This window comes from Draconibacterium halophilum, assembly GCF_010448835.1.
Lineage (GTDB): Bacteria > Bacteroidota > Bacteroidia > Bacteroidales > Prolixibacteraceae > Draconibacterium > Draconibacterium halophilum.
In genome coordinates this window covers 3,585,271-3,602,410 of record NZ_CP048409.1, presented here as the reverse complement: position 1 = coordinate 3,602,410, position 17,140 = coordinate 3,585,271, and the positions used below count along the sequence as shown (strand labels likewise).

Annotated in this window: 21 protein-coding genes; 11 read left to right on the top strand and 10 right to left on the bottom strand. The window is 39.1% G+C overall.

From position 1 onward, the window contains the following. Positions 1 to 87 precede the first annotated feature (87 nt). Entirely contained in the window at positions 88 to 777 is a 690-nt protein-coding gene (locus tag G0Q07_RS14610) for a hypothetical protein (RefSeq protein WP_163347446.1), read from the bottom strand. A 233-nt stretch (positions 778 to 1,010) separates the two neighbouring features. Here G0Q07_RS14610 and ffh point away from each other — a divergent pair, with 233 nt between their 5' ends. From ffh to G0Q07_RS14595, 3 genes are all read left to right on the top strand, one after another. Beyond that, positions 1,011 to 2,351, top strand: a complete 1,341-nt coding sequence (ffh, locus tag G0Q07_RS14605; RefSeq protein ID WP_163347444.1) for a signal recognition particle protein — start codon at positions 1,011 to 1,013, stop codon at positions 2,349 to 2,351. 447 nt (positions 2,352 to 2,798) lie between these two features. Next, complete coding sequence (folD, locus tag G0Q07_RS14600) at positions 2,799 to 3,674, top strand: bifunctional methylenetetrahydrofolate dehydrogenase/methenyltetrahydrofolate cyclohydrolase FolD (RefSeq protein ID WP_163347442.1); 876 nt, start codon at positions 2,799 to 2,801, stop codon at positions 3,672 to 3,674. A gap of 214 nt (positions 3,675 to 3,888) precedes the next feature. Then, positions 3,889 to 4,281 carry a DUF3276 family protein gene (locus tag G0Q07_RS14595; protein ID WP_163347440.1) on the top strand — a complete coding sequence of 131 codons (393 nt, stop codon included), beginning with the start codon at positions 3,889 to 3,891 and terminating at the stop codon, positions 4,279 to 4,281. Between the two features lie 2 nt (positions 4,282 to 4,283). On the opposite strand, the gene G0Q07_RS14590 is transcribed toward G0Q07_RS14595, so the two are convergent. Both G0Q07_RS14590 and G0Q07_RS14585 read right to left on the bottom strand, forming a co-directional pair. After that, complete coding sequence (locus tag G0Q07_RS14590) at positions 4,284 to 6,179, bottom strand: ABC-F family ATP-binding cassette domain-containing protein (RefSeq protein WP_163347438.1); 1,896 nt, start codon at positions 6,177 to 6,179, stop codon at positions 4,284 to 4,286. Positions 6,180 to 6,182: 3 nt separating this feature from the next. Continuing rightward, on the bottom strand, positions 6,183 to 7,448 hold the full coding sequence (locus tag G0Q07_RS14585; protein ID WP_163347436.1) for a serine hydrolase domain-containing protein: 1,266 nt from the start codon (positions 7,446 to 7,448) through the stop codon (positions 6,183 to 6,185). 290 nt (positions 7,449 to 7,738) lie between these two features. On the opposite strand from G0Q07_RS14585, the gene nth reads away from it, so the two are divergent. Beyond that, positions 7,739 to 8,380 carry an endonuclease III gene (gene nth, locus G0Q07_RS14580; RefSeq protein ID WP_163347433.1) on the top strand — a complete coding sequence of 214 codons (642 nt, stop codon included), beginning with the start codon at positions 7,739 to 7,741 and terminating at the stop codon, positions 8,378 to 8,380. 29 nt (positions 8,381 to 8,409) lie between these two features. Here nth and G0Q07_RS14575 read toward each other — a convergent pair whose 3' ends face one another. From G0Q07_RS14575 to G0Q07_RS14565, 3 genes are all read right to left on the bottom strand, one after another. Next, the gene (locus tag G0Q07_RS14575) at positions 8,410 to 9,852 is read right to left on the bottom strand and encodes a pyridoxal-dependent decarboxylase (protein WP_203532560.1); all 1,443 of its coding nucleotides are present in this window, start codon (positions 9,850 to 9,852) and stop codon (positions 8,410 to 8,412) included. Between the two features lie 59 nt (positions 9,853 to 9,911). Further along, on the bottom strand, positions 9,912 to 10,184 hold the full coding sequence (locus tag G0Q07_RS14570) for an acylphosphatase (protein WP_163347431.1): 273 nt from the start codon (positions 10,182 to 10,184) through the stop codon (positions 9,912 to 9,914). Positions 10,185 to 10,248: 64 nt separating this feature from the next. Next, complete coding sequence (locus tag G0Q07_RS14565) at positions 10,249 to 10,602, bottom strand: hypothetical protein (protein ID WP_163347429.1); 354 nt, start codon at positions 10,600 to 10,602, stop codon at positions 10,249 to 10,251. Between the two features lie 162 nt (positions 10,603 to 10,764). Here G0Q07_RS14565 and G0Q07_RS14560 point away from each other — a divergent pair, with 162 nt between their 5' ends. Then, positions 10,765 to 11,013: a hypothetical protein gene (locus G0Q07_RS14560; protein ID WP_163347427.1), complete on the top strand. Its 249-nt coding sequence runs from the start codon at positions 10,765 to 10,767 to the stop codon at positions 11,011 to 11,013. 9 nt (positions 11,014 to 11,022) lie between these two features. Here G0Q07_RS14560 and G0Q07_RS14555 read toward each other — a convergent pair whose 3' ends face one another. From G0Q07_RS14555 to G0Q07_RS14540, 4 genes are all read right to left on the bottom strand, one after another. Then, positions 11,023 to 12,018, bottom strand: a complete 996-nt coding sequence (locus tag G0Q07_RS14555) for an FAD:protein FMN transferase (protein ID WP_163347425.1) — start codon at positions 12,016 to 12,018, stop codon at positions 11,023 to 11,025. 96 nt (positions 12,019 to 12,114) lie between these two features. Next, positions 12,115 to 12,558 carry a MarR family winged helix-turn-helix transcriptional regulator gene (locus G0Q07_RS14550; RefSeq protein WP_163347423.1) on the bottom strand — a complete coding sequence of 148 codons (444 nt, stop codon included), beginning with the start codon at positions 12,556 to 12,558 and terminating at the stop codon, positions 12,115 to 12,117. A 75-nt stretch (positions 12,559 to 12,633) separates the two neighbouring features. Beyond that, the gene (locus tag G0Q07_RS14545) at positions 12,634 to 13,254 is read right to left on the bottom strand and encodes a glutathione peroxidase (protein WP_163347421.1); all 621 of its coding nucleotides are present in this window, start codon (positions 13,252 to 13,254) and stop codon (positions 12,634 to 12,636) included. A 62-nt stretch (positions 13,255 to 13,316) separates the two neighbouring features. Then, complete coding sequence (locus G0Q07_RS14540) at positions 13,317 to 13,802, bottom strand: glutathione peroxidase (RefSeq protein ID WP_163347419.1); 486 nt, start codon at positions 13,800 to 13,802, stop codon at positions 13,317 to 13,319. Between the two features lie 169 nt (positions 13,803 to 13,971). On the opposite strand from G0Q07_RS14540, the gene G0Q07_RS14535 reads away from it, so the two are divergent. From G0Q07_RS14535 to G0Q07_RS14510, 6 genes are all read left to right on the top strand, one after another. Continuing rightward, positions 13,972 to 14,271: an ArsR/SmtB family transcription factor gene (locus G0Q07_RS14535; protein ID WP_163347417.1), complete on the top strand. Its 300-nt coding sequence runs from the start codon at positions 13,972 to 13,974 to the stop codon at positions 14,269 to 14,271. Positions 14,272 to 14,313: 42 nt separating this feature from the next. Beyond that, positions 14,314 to 14,571 (top strand): thioredoxin family protein, encoded by a 258-nt coding sequence (locus G0Q07_RS14530; RefSeq protein ID WP_246222906.1) that lies wholly within the window; start codon positions 14,314 to 14,316, stop codon positions 14,569 to 14,571. A gap of 46 nt (positions 14,572 to 14,617) precedes the next feature. Further along, complete coding sequence (locus tag G0Q07_RS14525; RefSeq protein WP_163347415.1) at positions 14,618 to 15,052, top strand: nitrophenyl compound nitroreductase subunit ArsF family protein; 435 nt, start codon at positions 14,618 to 14,620, stop codon at positions 15,050 to 15,052. A gap of 6 nt (positions 15,053 to 15,058) precedes the next feature. Further along, a complete protein-coding gene (locus G0Q07_RS14520) occupies positions 15,059 to 15,760 on the top strand; it encodes an aromatic aminobenezylarsenical efflux permease ArsG family transporter (RefSeq protein WP_163347413.1) in 702 nt (233 codons plus the stop codon). Next, the gene (locus G0Q07_RS14515; protein ID WP_163347411.1) at positions 15,760 to 15,981 is read left to right on the top strand and encodes a (2Fe-2S)-binding protein; all 222 of its coding nucleotides are present in this window, start codon (positions 15,760 to 15,762) and stop codon (positions 15,979 to 15,981) included. The genes G0Q07_RS14520 and G0Q07_RS14515 overlap by 1 nt, the downstream gene beginning before the upstream one ends. Positions 15,982 to 16,081: 100 nt before the next feature. Beyond that, positions 16,082 to 17,125: a permease gene (locus G0Q07_RS14510; protein WP_163347409.1), complete on the top strand. Its 1,044-nt coding sequence runs from the start codon at positions 16,082 to 16,084 to the stop codon at positions 17,123 to 17,125. Positions 17,126 to 17,140: the final 15 nt, after the last annotated feature.

The following is a 17,140-nucleotide window of genomic DNA, read 5'->3' as shown; positions in this document are numbered from 1 at the left end:
CAATTTGAAAAAAGTTAATCAAACAAAAAGAGACGGCCCAATTTGTTTTCAGACTGTCTCTTTCTTGTAAAAAGATAGTAAGAAAAGTTAAAAGCTAAGGCCAATCGTAAAATTTGTACACGGAAGTTTTGATTTTTTATCTTCATTTGTAGAGTTGTAAAATTCAGAATCAACCATGTATTGCCAATAAACACCGGGATAATCATCGCTTTCAAGCTCGGCTGTAATCGTGTTAAACTCAACGCCGAGCATTAATATGCCATATCGAACATTTAATCCGGTTGAGAATCCAAAATCAGCTTTACTCAAAAAAATCTCGTCAGCATCATCAATCATGTCATCATAGTAGGTAACAAGGCCGGTGCCCCATGCAAAATCTAATTTCGCATAAATATCAAATTCCAGTTTGTCAACCGGGCTGTAGGTAAATGAAGGGCCGATTTTCGATCCGGCACGGAAAATGCCAATATTTGTTTCGTTGATGTCGTTTTCATTTTTATAATTATGAAAAACGGCATAGAGGTAGTCGGCATTTATTCCAAAAGCCATGTCTTCGCGGTTTAAAATGCTTTTGATCAGGAATATCGATCCAACTTCAAAATTAGCACCTGTTTTCGATTCAATACCAACGCTATTCCACTTTTGTTCGTCAAGTCCGAACTGTTGCCACGAAGGATTCGAATACCCGAAACGAAAATAGAATTGATTATCAAGATATTGCCCAAAACTAAAAATGGATACCAAAAGGAGAAGTACGGTGAAGGTTGTTTTTTTCATGATGAATGTAAATTTGAATATATGGTTAAACTTAATTGAGAATCTGTTTTAAATGCTCCTTCTGCATCACAAGTTATGATAATCTAAGATAATATGAAAATAGAAAGCAAAGAATGGGATTTGTCGGTGTTTTTCAGAAATCATAAATGCTTTTTCTTTTTGCTCCTATTTCCTTTCTTCTTTTGTGTTGTTTTTGCTATTTTTGCACCTCATTTTCAAAAAGAAGTAAAAGCATGTTTGAGAATTTAAGTGACAGGCTGGAGAAGTCCTTTAAACTACTAAAAGGACAGGGAACAATTACCGAGATCAATGTGGCGGAAACGCTAAAAGATATTCGTCGCGCACTTTTGGATGCCGATGTAAACTTTAAAATTGCCAAGAAATTTACCGACGACGTAAAAGTCAAAGCTTTGGGGCAGGATGTTTTAACAGCAGTTAAACCGGGGCAAATGATGGTAAAGATCGTAAAAGACGAGCTGGCTCAATTGATGGGCGGTACTTTTACCGATATTGAGCTGCAAGGAAAACCGGCAGTAATTCTTATGTCAGGACTGCAAGGTTCGGGTAAAACGACTTTCTCAGGTAAGCTGGCAAATATGCTGAAAAGCAAAAAAGGCCGTCATCCCTTGTTGGTTGCAGGCGATGTTTATCGTCCGGCAGCGATCGACCAGCTGAAAGTTTTGGGTGAACAGATTAATGTTCCGGTGTACACCGAAGAAGGAAACATGGATCCTGTGAAAATTGCCAAGGCTGCAATTAAACATGCAAAAGCCAATGGTAACGATGTTGTGATTGTGGATACCGCCGGTCGATTGGCTATTGACGAGCAGATGATGAACGAAATCTCCGCAGTTAAGAAAGCGATCGACCCCGATGAAATTCTGTTTGTTGTTGATGCAATGACCGGTCAGGATGCGGTTAACACGGCAAAAGAATTTAACGAACGCTTGGATTTTGACGGTGTCGTTCTTACCAAACTGGATGGTGATACCCGCGGTGGTGCAGCCCTTTCTATTCGAGCGGTGGTTGAAAAGCCAATTAAGTTTGTTGGTACCGGCGAGAAAGTTGATGCACTCGATGTATTTCACCCTGATCGGATGGCTGAACGTATTTTGGGAATGGGTGATATTGTTTCGCTGGTTGAAAAAGCCCAGGAACAATTTGATGAGGATGAAGCTAAACAATTGCAGAAAAAACTGCAGAAAAATACCTTCAATTTTAACGACTTCCTGAAACAGATTAGCCAGATTAAAAAGATGGGTAATCTGAAAGATGTGATGGGAATGATTCCAGGAATGGGGAAAGCGTTGAAAGGAATGGACATTGACGATGATGCGTTTAAACACATCGAGGCTATTATTTTTTCGATGACAGCTGAAGAAAGGGAAAATCCATCGTTAATAAACGGAGGTCGTAGAAAACGTATTGCCAGCGGTTCAGGAACTAATATTCAGGAAGTAAACCGTTTATTAAAGCAATTTAGCGAAACCCGAAAAATGATGCGTATGGTATCGCAGGGTAAAAATGTTCAGCGTATGATGTCCGGTATGCAGGGGCAAGGACGGAAATTCTAAAACGTATCTCGCAAAAGCGCAGAGACGCGAAGAAAGAACGAAAACAAGGGATGACCGAAAATTAAATTTCAAAAATAATTGTCAACACTTGTTTTGAGATACATGTCGAACTTGGAGCCGGATTATGAAGCGATTTTATACCTTGAGCTAAAAAGGCAGGGATTAAAAGTAGATCGACAAAAACCAGTGCAAGTTGTTTGAAAGAGCCAGATTGTTGGTGAAGGTTTTCGGTCAGATTGATTATTGAGAATAAGGTTTTTATAGAATTAAAGTCAGAAGAAGCTATTGCACCAGTTCATAAAAAGCCGTAACGAACCTATCTCAAGCTAACTGATCTTAACTTGGACTTTTTTAACTTTAATGAGAAGCTGATTAAAAACGGAATAACACGAATTGTAAACAAACTATTATAAACTTGGCGTCTTGGCGCCTTAGCGAGAGAAGACTATGAATTTGATCGACGGAAAAAAAGTAGCTGCTGAAATTAAGCAGGAAATAGCGGAGAAGGTTAAGCAAATAATCGACAATGGAGGAAAACAACCTCATTTGGCAGCTATTCTGGTTGGTCATGACGGAGGTAGCGAAACCTATGTTGCCTATAAAATTAAAGATTGCGAAGCAGTTGGTTTTAAATCTTCGTTGATTCGTTATGAAGATGATGTTACTGAAGAAGAATTATTGGACAAAGTTGAAGAATTGAATAACGACGATGATTTGGATGGTTTTATTGTTCAGTTGCCACTGCCAAAACATATTTCCGAAGAAAAAATTATTGAAGCCATCGATCCGAAAAAAGATGTTGATGGATTTCATCCGATTAATGTTGGTCGAATGGTAATAGGAATGCCATCTTTTGTTTCGGCAACGCCTTATGGTATTGTTGAGTTGATTAAACGATATAACATTGAAACCAGCGGCAAAAATTGTGTGGTTTTGGGGCGTAGTAATATTGTTGGTCGCCCAATGAGTGTATTGATGTCGCAAAAAGCCATTAACGCCACTGTAACTGTTGCACACAGCCGCACTGCCAATTTAAAGGAGGTTTGTGCCAATGCCGATATTTTAATTGTTGCAATGGGAGTTCCTGAGTTTGTTACCGCCGATATGGTTAAAGAAGGTGCCGTTGTTATCGACGTGGGTACTACCCGCATAAAATCAGACAAAACAAAATCGGGATGGAAATTGAAAGGCGATGTGTTGTATGAAGAAGTGGCTCCAAAATGCTCTTACATAACTCCCGTGCCAGGTGGAGTAGGACCTATGACGCGAACATCGTTACTATTAAATACTTTGTTATCGGCTGAAAAGAAAATATATAAATAAAAGCTATAATTTTTGAGGAAAGGGGACATGATTGTGTCCCCTTTTTTTATGGCTGCATTACAGCTAGTTAGAGCTGGAATTTTGTTTGTAGAATCGTTATAAATAGCCTTTTTTTCCACGGAATAAATCTGCTTCGTGACACATTCTGAATATTTGTTAAATATTTTTCTATTTTTGAAACCTAACTAAGTCCAAAAAACCAAAATATTGAAGAATGGAAAGTGGTGATACAAAGGAGGGAACTAAGTTTAAAGACAGTAAGTTCAAGCAAGAGATTCATTCAAATGTTATTCGTGCGGGAAAAAGAACATATTTTTTCGATGTAAAAAGTACTCGAAACGATGAGTACTATTTAACCATCACCGAAAGCAAAAAACGCTTTGGCGAGAACGGTAAATTTTCGTACGAGAAACACAAAATCTTTTTATACAGGGAAGACTTTACCAAGTTCATCGAAAGTCTGCAGGAAGTGGTTGATTTTATTCACGACAAACAGCCTGAAGAGGTACGTGAGGAAGTAGAGCCAAAATCGGAGACCAAGGAAGTAGCTGAAGAGGAAAAAGCTCCGGTAAAAGACTACACCAATGTAGAGTTCGAAGATATTTAAACCTATTTTTTTAAACCCAGCTCACTTAATTCGAGCCATCTTAATTCCTTTTCATCGAGTTGCGATTTCATATCGTCAAGTTGCAACGACTTTTCGTATAATTCGTCGTGGTTAAGATTACCGGAATTGAGTAGCTTATCCAGTTCACTTATTTGTTCTTCAAGTTCAGGAATTTGGTTTTCCAGTTGCTCAAACTCTCGTTTTTCGTTGTAAGATAGTTTCTTTTTCGTTTGTGATTGAGACGGCTTTGCTGCAATTTCAGTTTGTGCTTTAGCATTAGCTTTAATTTTAGCATCAGCTTTTGCTTTTTGTTGCTGCTCTTCTTCAACGTGGTTACGATAAACGGTATAATTCCCCGGGAAATCAGTAATTTCTCCTTCGCCTTCAAATACAAAAAGGTGATCCACTATCTTATCCATAAAAAAACGGTCGTGCGATACTACCACAACACAACCTTCAAACGACTGAAGGTAATCTTCCAGCACATTCAATGTCATAATATCCAAATCGTTGGTAGGCTCATCAAGTATCAGGAAGTTGGGATTTTGCATGAGAACCGTACAAAGGTATAACCTTCGCTGTTCTCCACCGCTTAACTTTTCAATGTAATTGTATTGTGTTTCGGGCGGAAAAAGAAAACGGGTGAGCATTTGTGTAGCGCTCATCTTCGAGCCATCTTCAAAATGGATAAACTCAGCAATTTTCTGCACGGCTTCAATTACTTTTTCCTGCGGATCGAATGCAATTCCTTCTTGCCGGTAGTAACCAAATTTTATGGTCTGCCCAATTTCAATTGCACCGGAATCGGGAGTTAGCGCTTGGGTTAACAGGTTCAGAAAAGTAGATTTTCCGGTACCATTTTTACCAACAATTCCCACTTTCTCGAAACGTTGAAATTTATATGAAAAATCTTCAATTAATTTTACGCCAGGGAATGATTTGGAAACATGGTCGAGTTCTACAATCTTTTTACCCAATCGTGCTGATTTCACACTCATGTCAACTTTATCGTCGCGAATATTTTGCGAGGCTTTGTCTTTCAGATCATAAAAAGAATCAACACGGTATTTTGCTTTGTGGCTTCTTGCTTTGGGCATTCGGCGCATCCATTCAATTTCGGTGCGCATCAGGTTTTTTGCTTTTGATATGCTGGCCTGTTGCATGGCAATACGTTCGTCGCGCTTTTCAAGAAAATAGGAGTAATTACCCTGATAACGATAAATTTGGTTGTCCTCCATTTCTATTATCTCGTTGCAAACACGATCAAGGAAATAGCGGTCGTGCGTAACCATTAACAGTGTAGCTTTTGTTTTTTCAAGATAAGCTTCCAGCCATTCAATCATTTCCAGATCGAGGTGGTTGGTGGGTTCATCAAGAATCAATAAATCAGGTTGGTTAATAAGTACCTTCGCTAGTGACAAACGTTTATGTTGACCTCCGGAAAGCTCAGCAACTTTTTGTTCCAGGAAATTGATTTTGAGCTCTGTGAGTATTTGTTTAATCTCCACTTCGATTGCCCAGGCGTTTAATTCATCCATTTTTGCAGAAATAGCCGTAATATCATCCTGCTTATTTTGGGTTACTGCCAACTCGAAAGCTTTTACTGTTTTTATCTTTTCGTTGTCGCTTGCAAAAATCTCTTCAATAACCGTATTGTTTGGATTCAGATCTGGAATTTGCTCGAAATACCCAACTTTTACATCGTTGGTTAGTGTAATAATCCCTTCATCTGGCGAATCTTTTCCTGCCAGAAGATTAAGCAGGCTGGATTTTCCTGTTCCGTTTTTTGCGATGAGTGCAACTTTAGCACCTTCAAAAACAGTAAAGGAAATATCTTCAAAAAGCATTAACTCTCCCCATCGTTTCGAGAGGTTCTCAGCTTGTAAAAATGGCTTCATGTTTTACGATTTGTTTTGCGAAGAATCGTCTTTTTGTTCTTCTTGTAAGGCCATGCTGTCTTTGTAATCGAACAACATATTCAGGAATGTGGGGATGTTTTTGGCAGTGGCACTGTTTGGTGAGTTACTCAAAATGGCAATACCAATATCTTCCTGGTCGCAAACGGCAATTTCAGCTTTGTAGCCCAAAACGTAACCACCGTGGTAGGCAATTTCGCGCCCTTTGTAATCTATAATTCTCCACCCGATAGAATAGCGTTTTGATTTTACATCGCGTCCCCAGCTTCTGAAATAGGTGCGTTTTAAGGGCGAATTTACTTGCGGAGTAAAAACTGTTTCTCGTGCTTTTATATCAAATATTTCTGAATTATCATCCGTTAAAGCACACAGAAAATTTCCAAGATCTGATATGCTGGCGTTAACGCCGGCTGCCGGAGCAGTTGTGTAATACCGATCATTCAGGCGCATTGGACTGTAACGGTTGTGACCTCGGTTGTAATGTGGATAAGCCTTGTTGTGGTTGTTTTCAAAATCTTTAAAATTTACTGAAGCATCAGCCATCCCAAAAGGTTGGAATACCTTTTCTTTCATCACCGATTCAAACGATTGGTGCGTTTTTGCGCAGGTTATTGGATCATAAATACTGTAAACTACGTTCTGGTAGCCATAGAGTTTTCCCGGTGCTGCTGTGAGATCAACCTGGTCTAATCGCTCAATAATTTTTTCCAACGGCACTTTGTCTTCTACCATCAGATCATACGCATGTGGAATTAACCCTGATGTGTGACTCAGTAAATGACGAACAGTAAGTTGGTTGGTGTAATCAGCATTTTTTAGTTTGAAATTTGGGAGGTAATCAATAATTCGGTCATCCAGCTTTACAATGTTTTCTTCATCAAGAATACCTGCCAAAACACCTGTTACTGTTTTTGAAACGGAAGCCAGGCGAAATACAGTATTTGCGTCAACCCGGTTTTTTTCTCCGGCTTTTCGAACCCCAAAACATTTTACCAGGGCAATTTTGCCTTTGTAGGTAATAACAAGTGCAGCTCCAACTGTTCCGGATTCTTTTAAATTTTGATCCAGTAAACTATCAAAACGTGTAAGTGTATTCTCAATTTCAACAACGGGATTGTATACCGGCTCAACAACAGCAACCTCTTGTGTTTCTTGTGTTTCAGCCTTATCTGTACTAACGAATGACTGTAATTTGAAAGCCAGAATTGCCAACCCAACTACCACTACAACAAAGTAAATTCTTCTCTTCAAAACGATTCCTCCTTCACAATTTCAAACAAAAATAGAATTTATCTGCTTGATTTCTAGGAGAAGGCTATATTTCTGAACATTTTTTATTCACGATTTGATTTTAATAACATGCGAAATAGAAAAAGCCGGTGGGAGCCGGCTTTTTATTTTGCTGTTTAATTATTACTTAAAACCATTTCAAAAAAAAGGGGAGAAACGATACTTAAGCAATTCTTTTAATAAGACTGCACTAATTCATTTTTGTTACACCTGAAGAGAAAAAATCATCTATTTTTGAAAAAAATTGAACAATGAGGAAGAAAGAACTCTTTGAATACATCATAGATTATTTTGAGAAAGCAATGCCAATTGCTGAAACAGAGCTCGATTATGGCAATCCGTTTGAATTGATTGTAGCAGTAATTTTATCGGCTCAGTGCACCGATAAGCGAGTGAACCAGATTACACCCGAGCTAATTAAGCGTTTCCCAACGCCATACAAAATGGCTGAGGTAGAACCGGCAGAAGTTTTTGATTATATAAGAAGCTGCTCGTACCCGAACAATAAAGCCAAACACCTGGTTGGGATGGCACAAAAACTTATTGAGTTATTTGATGGTGAAGTGCCAAGCGATGTTGATGATTTACAGAAACTTCCCGGTGTTGGACGAAAAACAGCAAATGTTATTGCTTCGGTAGTGTATAACAAACCGGCACTGGCCGTTGATACCCATGTTTTTAGAGTAGCGGCACGCATTGGGTTAAGTACTAACGCAAAAACGCCCTTGGCAACCGAGCAGCAGTTAATGAAATACATTCCCTTAGACTTGGTGCCAAAAGCACATCACTGGCTAATTTTGCATGGGCGATACACTTGTTTGGCTCGCAAACCAAAGTGCGAAAAATGTGGGTTGACCGAAGTTTGTAAGTTTTATAAAAAGGAAATACAATAGCAATTCCTTTAAAGCATTTGCTGCAAATTTTACGTGTTTAATTCCAGCTCTTTTGCGGTTAAGCTAATAATATTCCAGGCATTTTTTACATGCTTGTATTCAATATGTGTCTGTCCGATATTCAAGCGCAAAACAACCTGCCCGCCTAATTTTGTGTGGGTAAAAAAGATTTTTCCCGCTTCGTTAATGGTGTTCATAAGTTTCAGGTTGAAACTATCATCAGATTTATGGCGGAAGCAAATCAGGTTCATGGTTGGTTGTACAACTACTTCAAAATCTTCGGATTCATTTACCCAGCATTCAAATTCTTTAGCCAACCGAACATGTTCGCGAATAAGTTGCTGTAGCCCTTCAACGCCGTAGTGCCGAATTACAAACCAAAGCTTTAAGGCTCTGAACCGGCGGCCCAGTTGAATATGCCAGTCGCGGTAATCGAACACTTCGCCCGATTCGGTGGCTTTGTTACGCAGATATTCCGGCAGAATAGAAAAAGTATTGATTAGTTCGCGGCGATCTGCCACCCAAAAAACATTACAATCGAAATTCGTAAACATCCATTTATGCGGATTAAAACTATAACTGTCGGCTAGTTCAACGCCATCGGCCAAATGCCTGAATTCGGGACAAAGCATGGCTGTTCCCAGCGACGCGGCATCAATATGAAACCAACATTTTTCTCGTTTACATATCTTACCAATTTCTGGCAACGGGTCAACAGCAGTTGTTGAGGTGGTGCCAATGGTGCCGCAAATAAAAAAAGGAATGAGTCCGTTGGCGCGGTCTTGTTTTATTTGTTTTTCGAGCAGGTTGGTGCGCATCGAACAGTTTTCGTCTACGTCGATCAAACGGAGATTTGCGCGGCCAATCCCGGCAATTTTTATCCCTTTTTCTACCGATGAATGCGTTTGTGATGATACATAGGCAATCAGTTTTTTATGCAGACCTTCCTCGTTTGTTTCAAATGCGGTGACTCTTTCGCGGGCAGCAATAATTGCTGTTAATGCAGCTGTTGATGCCGTGTCCTGAATAACTCCGCCACCCGATGAGGTTGATCGGAACTGTTCGGGCATGTCCATCATATCGGCCAGCCAGTCGAGTACCCGGGTTTCCACTTCGGTAGCAGCCGGGCTGGTTGCCCACAACATTCCCTGCACGCCAAGCCCCGACGATACGAGGTCACCTAAAATTGAAGGGAATGAAGTGTTGGCATTAAAGTATGCGAAAAAATTTGGCGATTGCCAGTGTGTGATCCCCGGCATAATTTTTTCATCCAGATCCTTAATCATGTCATCAATACTTTCCCCTCGCAGAGGAGCGGCATTTGGTAATGATTTCGAAATATCGCCGGGTTTTACCTGCGACAGAACCGGATAATCTTCAATTTGTTCGTAATAATCAGCAATCCAGTCGATTATTTTTTTGCCTTCTTCCCGAAACTGTTCCGGGCTCATGTGGTAGTTCTTCTTTTCCAATTTTTTGTGGTTTAGATTTTTTGATGGTGTTGTGAGAACAATAAGAATGAGCGAAATTATTAATTCCTGACTTCAAAATCAGTATAAGTTTCGAGAACCTGAAGCTCGGAGTGATGTACGCCTTTGACCAGGGAAAGTGGAGGTCCAACCCAAAGGTAATCAACAAGTGTTTTTACGGCCGGTTCGCTGCCTTGGGCCACAACCAGCACGCCACCATCCACCGTATTGCGCACCCAACCGGTAACATTAAGTAATTTGGCCTGTTGCAGTACGTAATAACGATATCCTACCCCCTGAACCCGGCCATTAACTCTTATTTCGTATTGAATCATATTTTTTTATTCAAGCGAAGGTAAAAGTAATAAGAAATATAGTCGGGCCTTTTGGTATTTGAATTTATTTAAAGGCTTCTACATTTTCGGGTTGTACCAGCGCCCAGATCGAATAAACACCAATTCCGGTTCCGATAGGGAAACTGAAGAGATTCAGAACGGAAATAATGAGGGTAAGCACACGTGCCCATTCTTTACGTTTGAATAATCCAATTCCGGCAAGAATTCCGGGCAGACATACGATAAAAGAAATGACCATGATAACGTTGGCAATGATTGAAAGAACAAATTCAGCTTCATGATCATCTGCAAAATCGCCGATTACGTGAAATAGAATAAAGATGGTTGTGGCAATTATTAGCCCCAAAATGCTGTAAACAATCTGCAGCGTTGCAACTACATTAATGTGTTTTTCCATGATTTGTTTGTTTTTTGTTTTCATGAATTTACAAAATAGACTTGAAAACGGCGAAACTTTTAGATGAACAGCAACAATTTGCCGTTAAATTAGTTATTTAGATAGAGTTAATTATTTAGAAAACTTTAATTTTGCAACGCATAGTTTGAAAGGGAAAAGGATATGGAAATTTTAAAAGTAGTTTTATTGGCAGTTGCCTTGTTGGGAGTAGGAATGCTGGGAATGGCAATAAGAATTGTTTTTTTTAAAGGAGGAAAATTCCCAAATACACACGTAGGTGGAAATAATCATCTAAAGAAAAACGGTGTTTATTGTGCTACCACGCAAGACAAACTTGCACAACGCGATGCACGAAAAGAGCTGAAGTTTAAGACACTTAATTTAGCAACAGATACAGAAGCCGGTAAATAACCGGCTTTTTTATTTACGTAGCATTTTATCAAAACCTTGCGACATATATACCTGGTTTTCTCCGTTATCGTCGGCATAAATAAAATATATCTCCATACCCGGCACCTGGCGTGCTATTTCAATACTTTTATCTTTTCCGAGCACCATAAATGCAGTGGCAAACGCATCGGCGGTCATACAATCGTTGGCAACTACCGAGGCACTTAACAAACTATGTTGTACCGGGTAACCGGAAATCGGATCGATAGTGTGTGCATATTTTTTACCATCTTCTTCATAGAAATTAAGGTAGTTCCCCGATGTCGCCATAGCGCGGTTTTTAAGCATTAATGCGGCACTTAATTCATTCTCAAACGGATTTTCAATGGGCTCGCGAATCCCGATCGTCCATATTTTGCCTTTATCGTTTATGCCTTTTGCCACAACCTCGCCACCAATGTCAACCATGTAGTTTTGGCACCCTTTGTTTTGCAGAAATTCGCCGATAAGATCGCAGGTGTAACCTTTGGCTATGGCACTCATATTTATGGTCATGTGTGGATTATCTTTTATAATTTTTCCGTTTTCAAGACGAATCTTCTCATAACCACAAAATTGCTTTAGCGAGTCAACCTTTTTATCCGTCATCTTTTGCCGGTCTTCCGGGCCAAATCCCCAAGCACTAATAAGCGGACCGGCAGTAATATCAAAAGCACCGTTAGTAAGTTCTGCGATTTCCGTTGCGCGCGAGAAACAGGTAATAAATTCCAGCTCCGTTTCAACAGGAGTGTTGTTATTTATTTTTGTGATGGTAGCTTCTTTATCGTAATGCGAAAAAATATGCGACAAACGTTGCAGTTCTTCATCAATGTCGGTTTGAAGATTGTTTCCATCTGGGCTTTCATACTTGATACTGTAGTAGGTGCCATAGATGGCCCCATTGTTGGCAATATATTTTGAAGCTCCCGGATTACAGGCCTGCAGGGTAAAAATTAGTACAATAAAAAGAAGTATTCGCTGATTCATTTTTTCGCATTTGAATTTACTGCGAATTTAGCAATTTATGTCAAGCATGTTTGCCACGGAACGGAAATGCTAAAGGATGAACTTTATTTTCCAGAATTAGCGATCGATCATAGAATTGATGAGGTTATTGAGTTTTTCTCTGAGGTCGATCAATTCGTCAATCGAGAATTTATCGGTATCGAGTTGGGCTACCAGTTTTTCTGGAATATCTGCTGCCTGCATACGTAACTGACGACCTTTGTCGGTGAGGCTAACCGTTACTTTTCGTTCGTCGGTATTGGAACGCGTTCGCTTAACAATTCCCTGGGTTTCCATTCTCTTCAAAAGAGGTGTAATTGTATTTGTATTAAGAATTAACTTTTTCGCAATTGTATTTACCGGCATCGAATCGTGCTCCCAAAGCACCATTAAAACCAGGTATTGCGGATAAGTAATTTTCAGTTCATCAAGCAGTGGCTGGTAGGTACGCGTTATCAATCGCGAGGCTGCATAAATGGGGAAGCAAAGCTGGTTCCGGAGTTTTAGCTGTTCGAATTCCATGTGATTTATATTTCAGGTAAAGATCGAAAATGAAGTCGCTGTTGAAATAACCAACAGCCACTTCGTTATTCGTGGTTAATCTTCAAGCCATTCTTTAAGCATTATAATTTCGCTCATTACATTGGGTGCCAGCGAACCAATTAGTTGTCCATTCTCATCGATCAGGAACTTCTGAAAATTCCACTCAATAGTAGTGTCTGCCACTCCGTTTAGTTCCTTTTTTGTCAACCATTGGTAAATCTCGTCGGTACTAACTTTTTCGGCTTTATTTTTATCGGGTGGGTAAGTTGTATATATGTAATCGCAAACTGAAACCTTTTCCATCATCGGGAATGTTACACCGTAATTGGCTGTACAAAACTCCATTATTTCTTCATTCGAACCCGGATCTTGTTTTAAAAAGTTGTTTGCCGGAAACCCGATGATTTCAAATTCTTCTTTGTCTAACGATTCGTACAGTTTTTGCAGTTGCTCGAACTGAGGGGTAAAGCCACATTTGCTGGCAGTGTTCACCACCAAAACCTTTTTACCTTTTAGTTGGGCAAGGTCGAAATCGTTGCCGTTAATGTCTTTAACTACAAAGTCGTGAAATGTTTTTAGCTCGGACTTATCGTTATTTGTTTCTGAGGAATAGGACGGTGCCGCCTGAAAAACAAAAAACATCATGATCATAAAGAATGCAATTAATCTTTTCATTGTATTAGCAATTTTTCCTGTTTATTAATAGTATAAAGAATTTACCCGGATTGTTAAAGCATTTAATTCTGCAAAAGTTTTGTGATGTGACTTTCCAGTTTTTCTGGCTTGGTAGTAGGTGCAAATCGTTTTACAGGATTTCCGTTTGCATCGATCAGAAATTTCGTGAAATTCCACTTGATCTTGCTTCCGAGTGTTCCACCCAATTCTTTTTTCAGGTACTTGTAAATGGGGTGTGTATTTTTCCCGTTCACATCAATTTTAGAGAACATCGGAAACGTTACTCCATAGTTGAGCAAACAGCCTTCCGAAATTGATTTTTCATCGCCAGGTTCCTGGTTGGCAAACTGGTTGCACGGAAATCCAAGTATTACAAGTCCTTTATCTTTGTACTCTTTGTAAAGTTTCTCCAATCCTTCAAACTGTGGAGTTAAACCACATTTGCTGGCAGTGTTCACTACTAAAACTGTTTTTCCTTTGTAGCTGTCCATGCTTAGCTCTTTGCCTTGAAGACTTGTTGCTGTAAATTGATAAAAATTGTTTTCCATTGTTTAATTGTTTTTATATGTCTTTTGTGTAAATATCGTACACGATACAAATGTAGAAATAATATATTGTGTCGCAAGCGATATAAAAGAAATAGTAATTTAATGCCGAAAAAATTCATATTCCAAAATACAGTTCGTAATTTTGCGAACAACGAACAGTGAAAAATACATGGAAGTAAAAATCATTTCAGAAAAACAAAAGAAATTAGCGCGTTATGCCAAGGCACTTGGGCACCCGGTACGTGTGTATGTTTTGCAATTGCTGGGTAAAAAAAGTTGTTGCTACAGCGGCGATTTAAGCGATGAGTTACCAATTGCAAAGTCAACTTTATCTCAACACCTAAAAGAATTGAAAGAGGCCGGATTAATTCAAGGAGAAATTGAAGCTCCAAGAATTAAGTATTGCGTGAATAAAGAGAATTGGAAAGAAGCACAGGAATTATTCAAAGATTTTTTGAAATTGGAATAAATTATTTTTAACAAGTGGTTCGTGTTTTAGCGAATCCAATACATGAAAAAACCAAAAGAAAGAGAAATGGAGATAAAAGTTTTAGGAACCGGCTGTGCAAAATGTAAGAAGCTGGAAGAAAGAACAAGAAATGCGGTGAGTGAATTGGGCGTTGAGGCATCGATTGAAAAAGTGGAAGACATATACAAAATCATGCAATTTGGAGTAATGAATACACCGGCTCTCGTGGTTGACGGCAAAGTCGTATTAAGCGGGAAACTGCCCGGCGATAAAGAATTGAAAGAATTACTGACGAAGTAAAAACCGATTTAGAAATAAAACATCAACAATCTTTAACCGAAATGTTATGAAGAAATTAGTAAGTATTTTAAGTATTATTCTTTGTGTTGGCATCATTTCAGCAAATGCTGAATGTGTTTCAGATGCAAGCAAAAGTGGTCCAAATGCAACAGATAACGCGACCGTAACTCCACAATCAAATGAAGTGATTGCCTATTACTTTCATGCAACAAAGAGGTGTGTAACTTGCCAGGCAGTTGAAAAAGTTGCCAAAGAAACGATTGAGGAAAATTACAAAGGGAAAGTTACTTTTCAGTCGATTAACCGTGAAAAGGAAAAAGACAATCCTTTAGTGAAAAAGTACAAAGTTAGCGGACAAACACTTTTGCTGGTAAAAGGCGACGAAAAAGTTGATCTTACCAGTTCTGCATTTATGAATGCACGAACTAAACCTGAAAAATTTGCAAAGCGATTGAAGTCAGAAATTGACGAGATGCTCTAATTGATTATGGAGTTGTTACAAACATTTTTCGAGAACTCGGAACTACCGATATTGTCGGCATTTTTGTTGGGACTTATGACCGCCATAAGTCCTTGCCCGCTGGCAACAAACATAACAGCAATTGGTTACATAAGTAAAGATATTACCAGTCAGAAGAAAGTGTTTTTGAACGGTCTGGTTTATACTTTTGGACGTGCCTTTTCTTATACCGCAATTGGTTTGTTGTTTTTTTTTGGTGCCAGTCAGTTCGAGTTTTCTTCTTTTTTTCAAACCTGGGGTGAAAAAATATTAGGTCCTTTACTTATTGTAATTGGTCTGTTTATGCTCGGTGTTTTAAGATTAACTATTCCGGGAGTTGGATCGCTTACCCAGAAAATGCAAAACCGGTCAAACAGTGGATTTTGGGGCGTGTTGTTGCTGGGAATTGTTTTTGCGTTGGCTTTTTGCCCTTACAGCGGAGTGCTTTACTTTGGAATACTGATTCCGATGACGATAAGCAGCGCCAGTGGCTTATATCTGCCAATGGTTTTTGCATTGGCAACTGGTATACCGGTTATCATTTTTGCATGGTTAATTGCTTTTAGCATTGGCTCAATCGGTAACCTGTACAACAAAATGAAAACCTTCGAAATTTGGTTTCGAAGGGTAATTGCCGTGTTATTTATTGGTGTTGGTATTTATTACCTTTTAATACTTTTTGTTTTGTGATGAGTAAGGTAATCTGTTTTTGTAAAAATGTTAGCGAGGCAGAACTAATTGCTGCGACTGATAAAGGCGCAAAAAGTTTACAAGAGATTAAAGATGCAACCGGAGCATGTACCGGTTCAGAATGTAAGACGCCAAATCCTTCACGAAACTGTTGTGCCGATGATATTCGCGAGATATTGGGAGAACAGGATAATGAAAAGCCCACGTGTTGTTGTGGTTAATGTTTATAGCAGTGAGTAGATCATTGATTAGGATTTTACAGCTTTTGTTGAGATAAAAAATTTTGAATAATTAGTTCGTAAAAATACGAATAGAAAAGAAATGATAGAGAAAGTGATTACATTAAACAGAAAAACAAACGGCTGGTTACTACCACTTTTTATGTTGCCCGTTTGGATACTTCTTTACATAAATCTGCAAAACATTGCCGATTTAATTATCAATGATGTGGTGGGAATGACCGCAGGAAAACATTTAACCGAAACACTGCGCTTTTTTATTTTCGAAGTGCCTAAAGTAATGCTATTACTGGTGCTTATAATTTTTGGCGTAGGCATTATTCGAAGCTATTTTTCCACCGAAAAAACCAGGAAATTGCTGCGGGGAAAATCCTTGTTCTCCGGGAACATTATGGCAGCGTTATTAGGTATTGTAACCCCTTTTTGCTCGTGTTCAGCCATCCCATTGTTTCTGGGCTTTGTTGAAGCGGGAATTCCTATTGGAGTCACTTTCTCGTTTTTAATAGCAGCGCCAATGGTAAACGAGGTAGCGCTTGTTTTACTGGTTGGTTTATTTGGCTGGAAAGTTGCACTTATTTACGTAGGCACCGGTTTAACCATTGCCATTCTTTCGGGATGGCTTATCGGGAAACTAAAAATGGAAAAATATGTTGCCGGGTGGGTTTTTAATGTTAAAGCAAACGCGGCTGATATGGAGGAAGAAAAACTTTCGTTTAACGACCGTATTCAAAAAGGTTTCGATTCGGTTCGCGAAATCGTTGGCAAAATCTGGATATACATTATTATCGGTATTGCAGTTGGGGCAGGAGCGCACGGTTATGTTCCCGAAGATTTTTTAGGCTCGTTGCTCGGAAAAGAAAACTGGTATGGTGTTCCATTGGCAATTTTAATGGGAATTCCCATGTATTCTAATGCTGCCGGAATTATTCCAATTGTAAGTGTACTCATCGAAAAAGGTGTGTCGCTGGGGACTGCGCTGGCTTTTATGATGTCGGTAATCGCCTTATCACTCCCCGAAATAATCATCTTGAAAAAAGTATTGAAATGGCAGCTAATTACTGCTTTTGTAGGCATTGTGGCCGCGGGAATTGTAATTGTTGGTTTCATTTTTAATTATGTAATGTAGCTATTTTTCACTAAC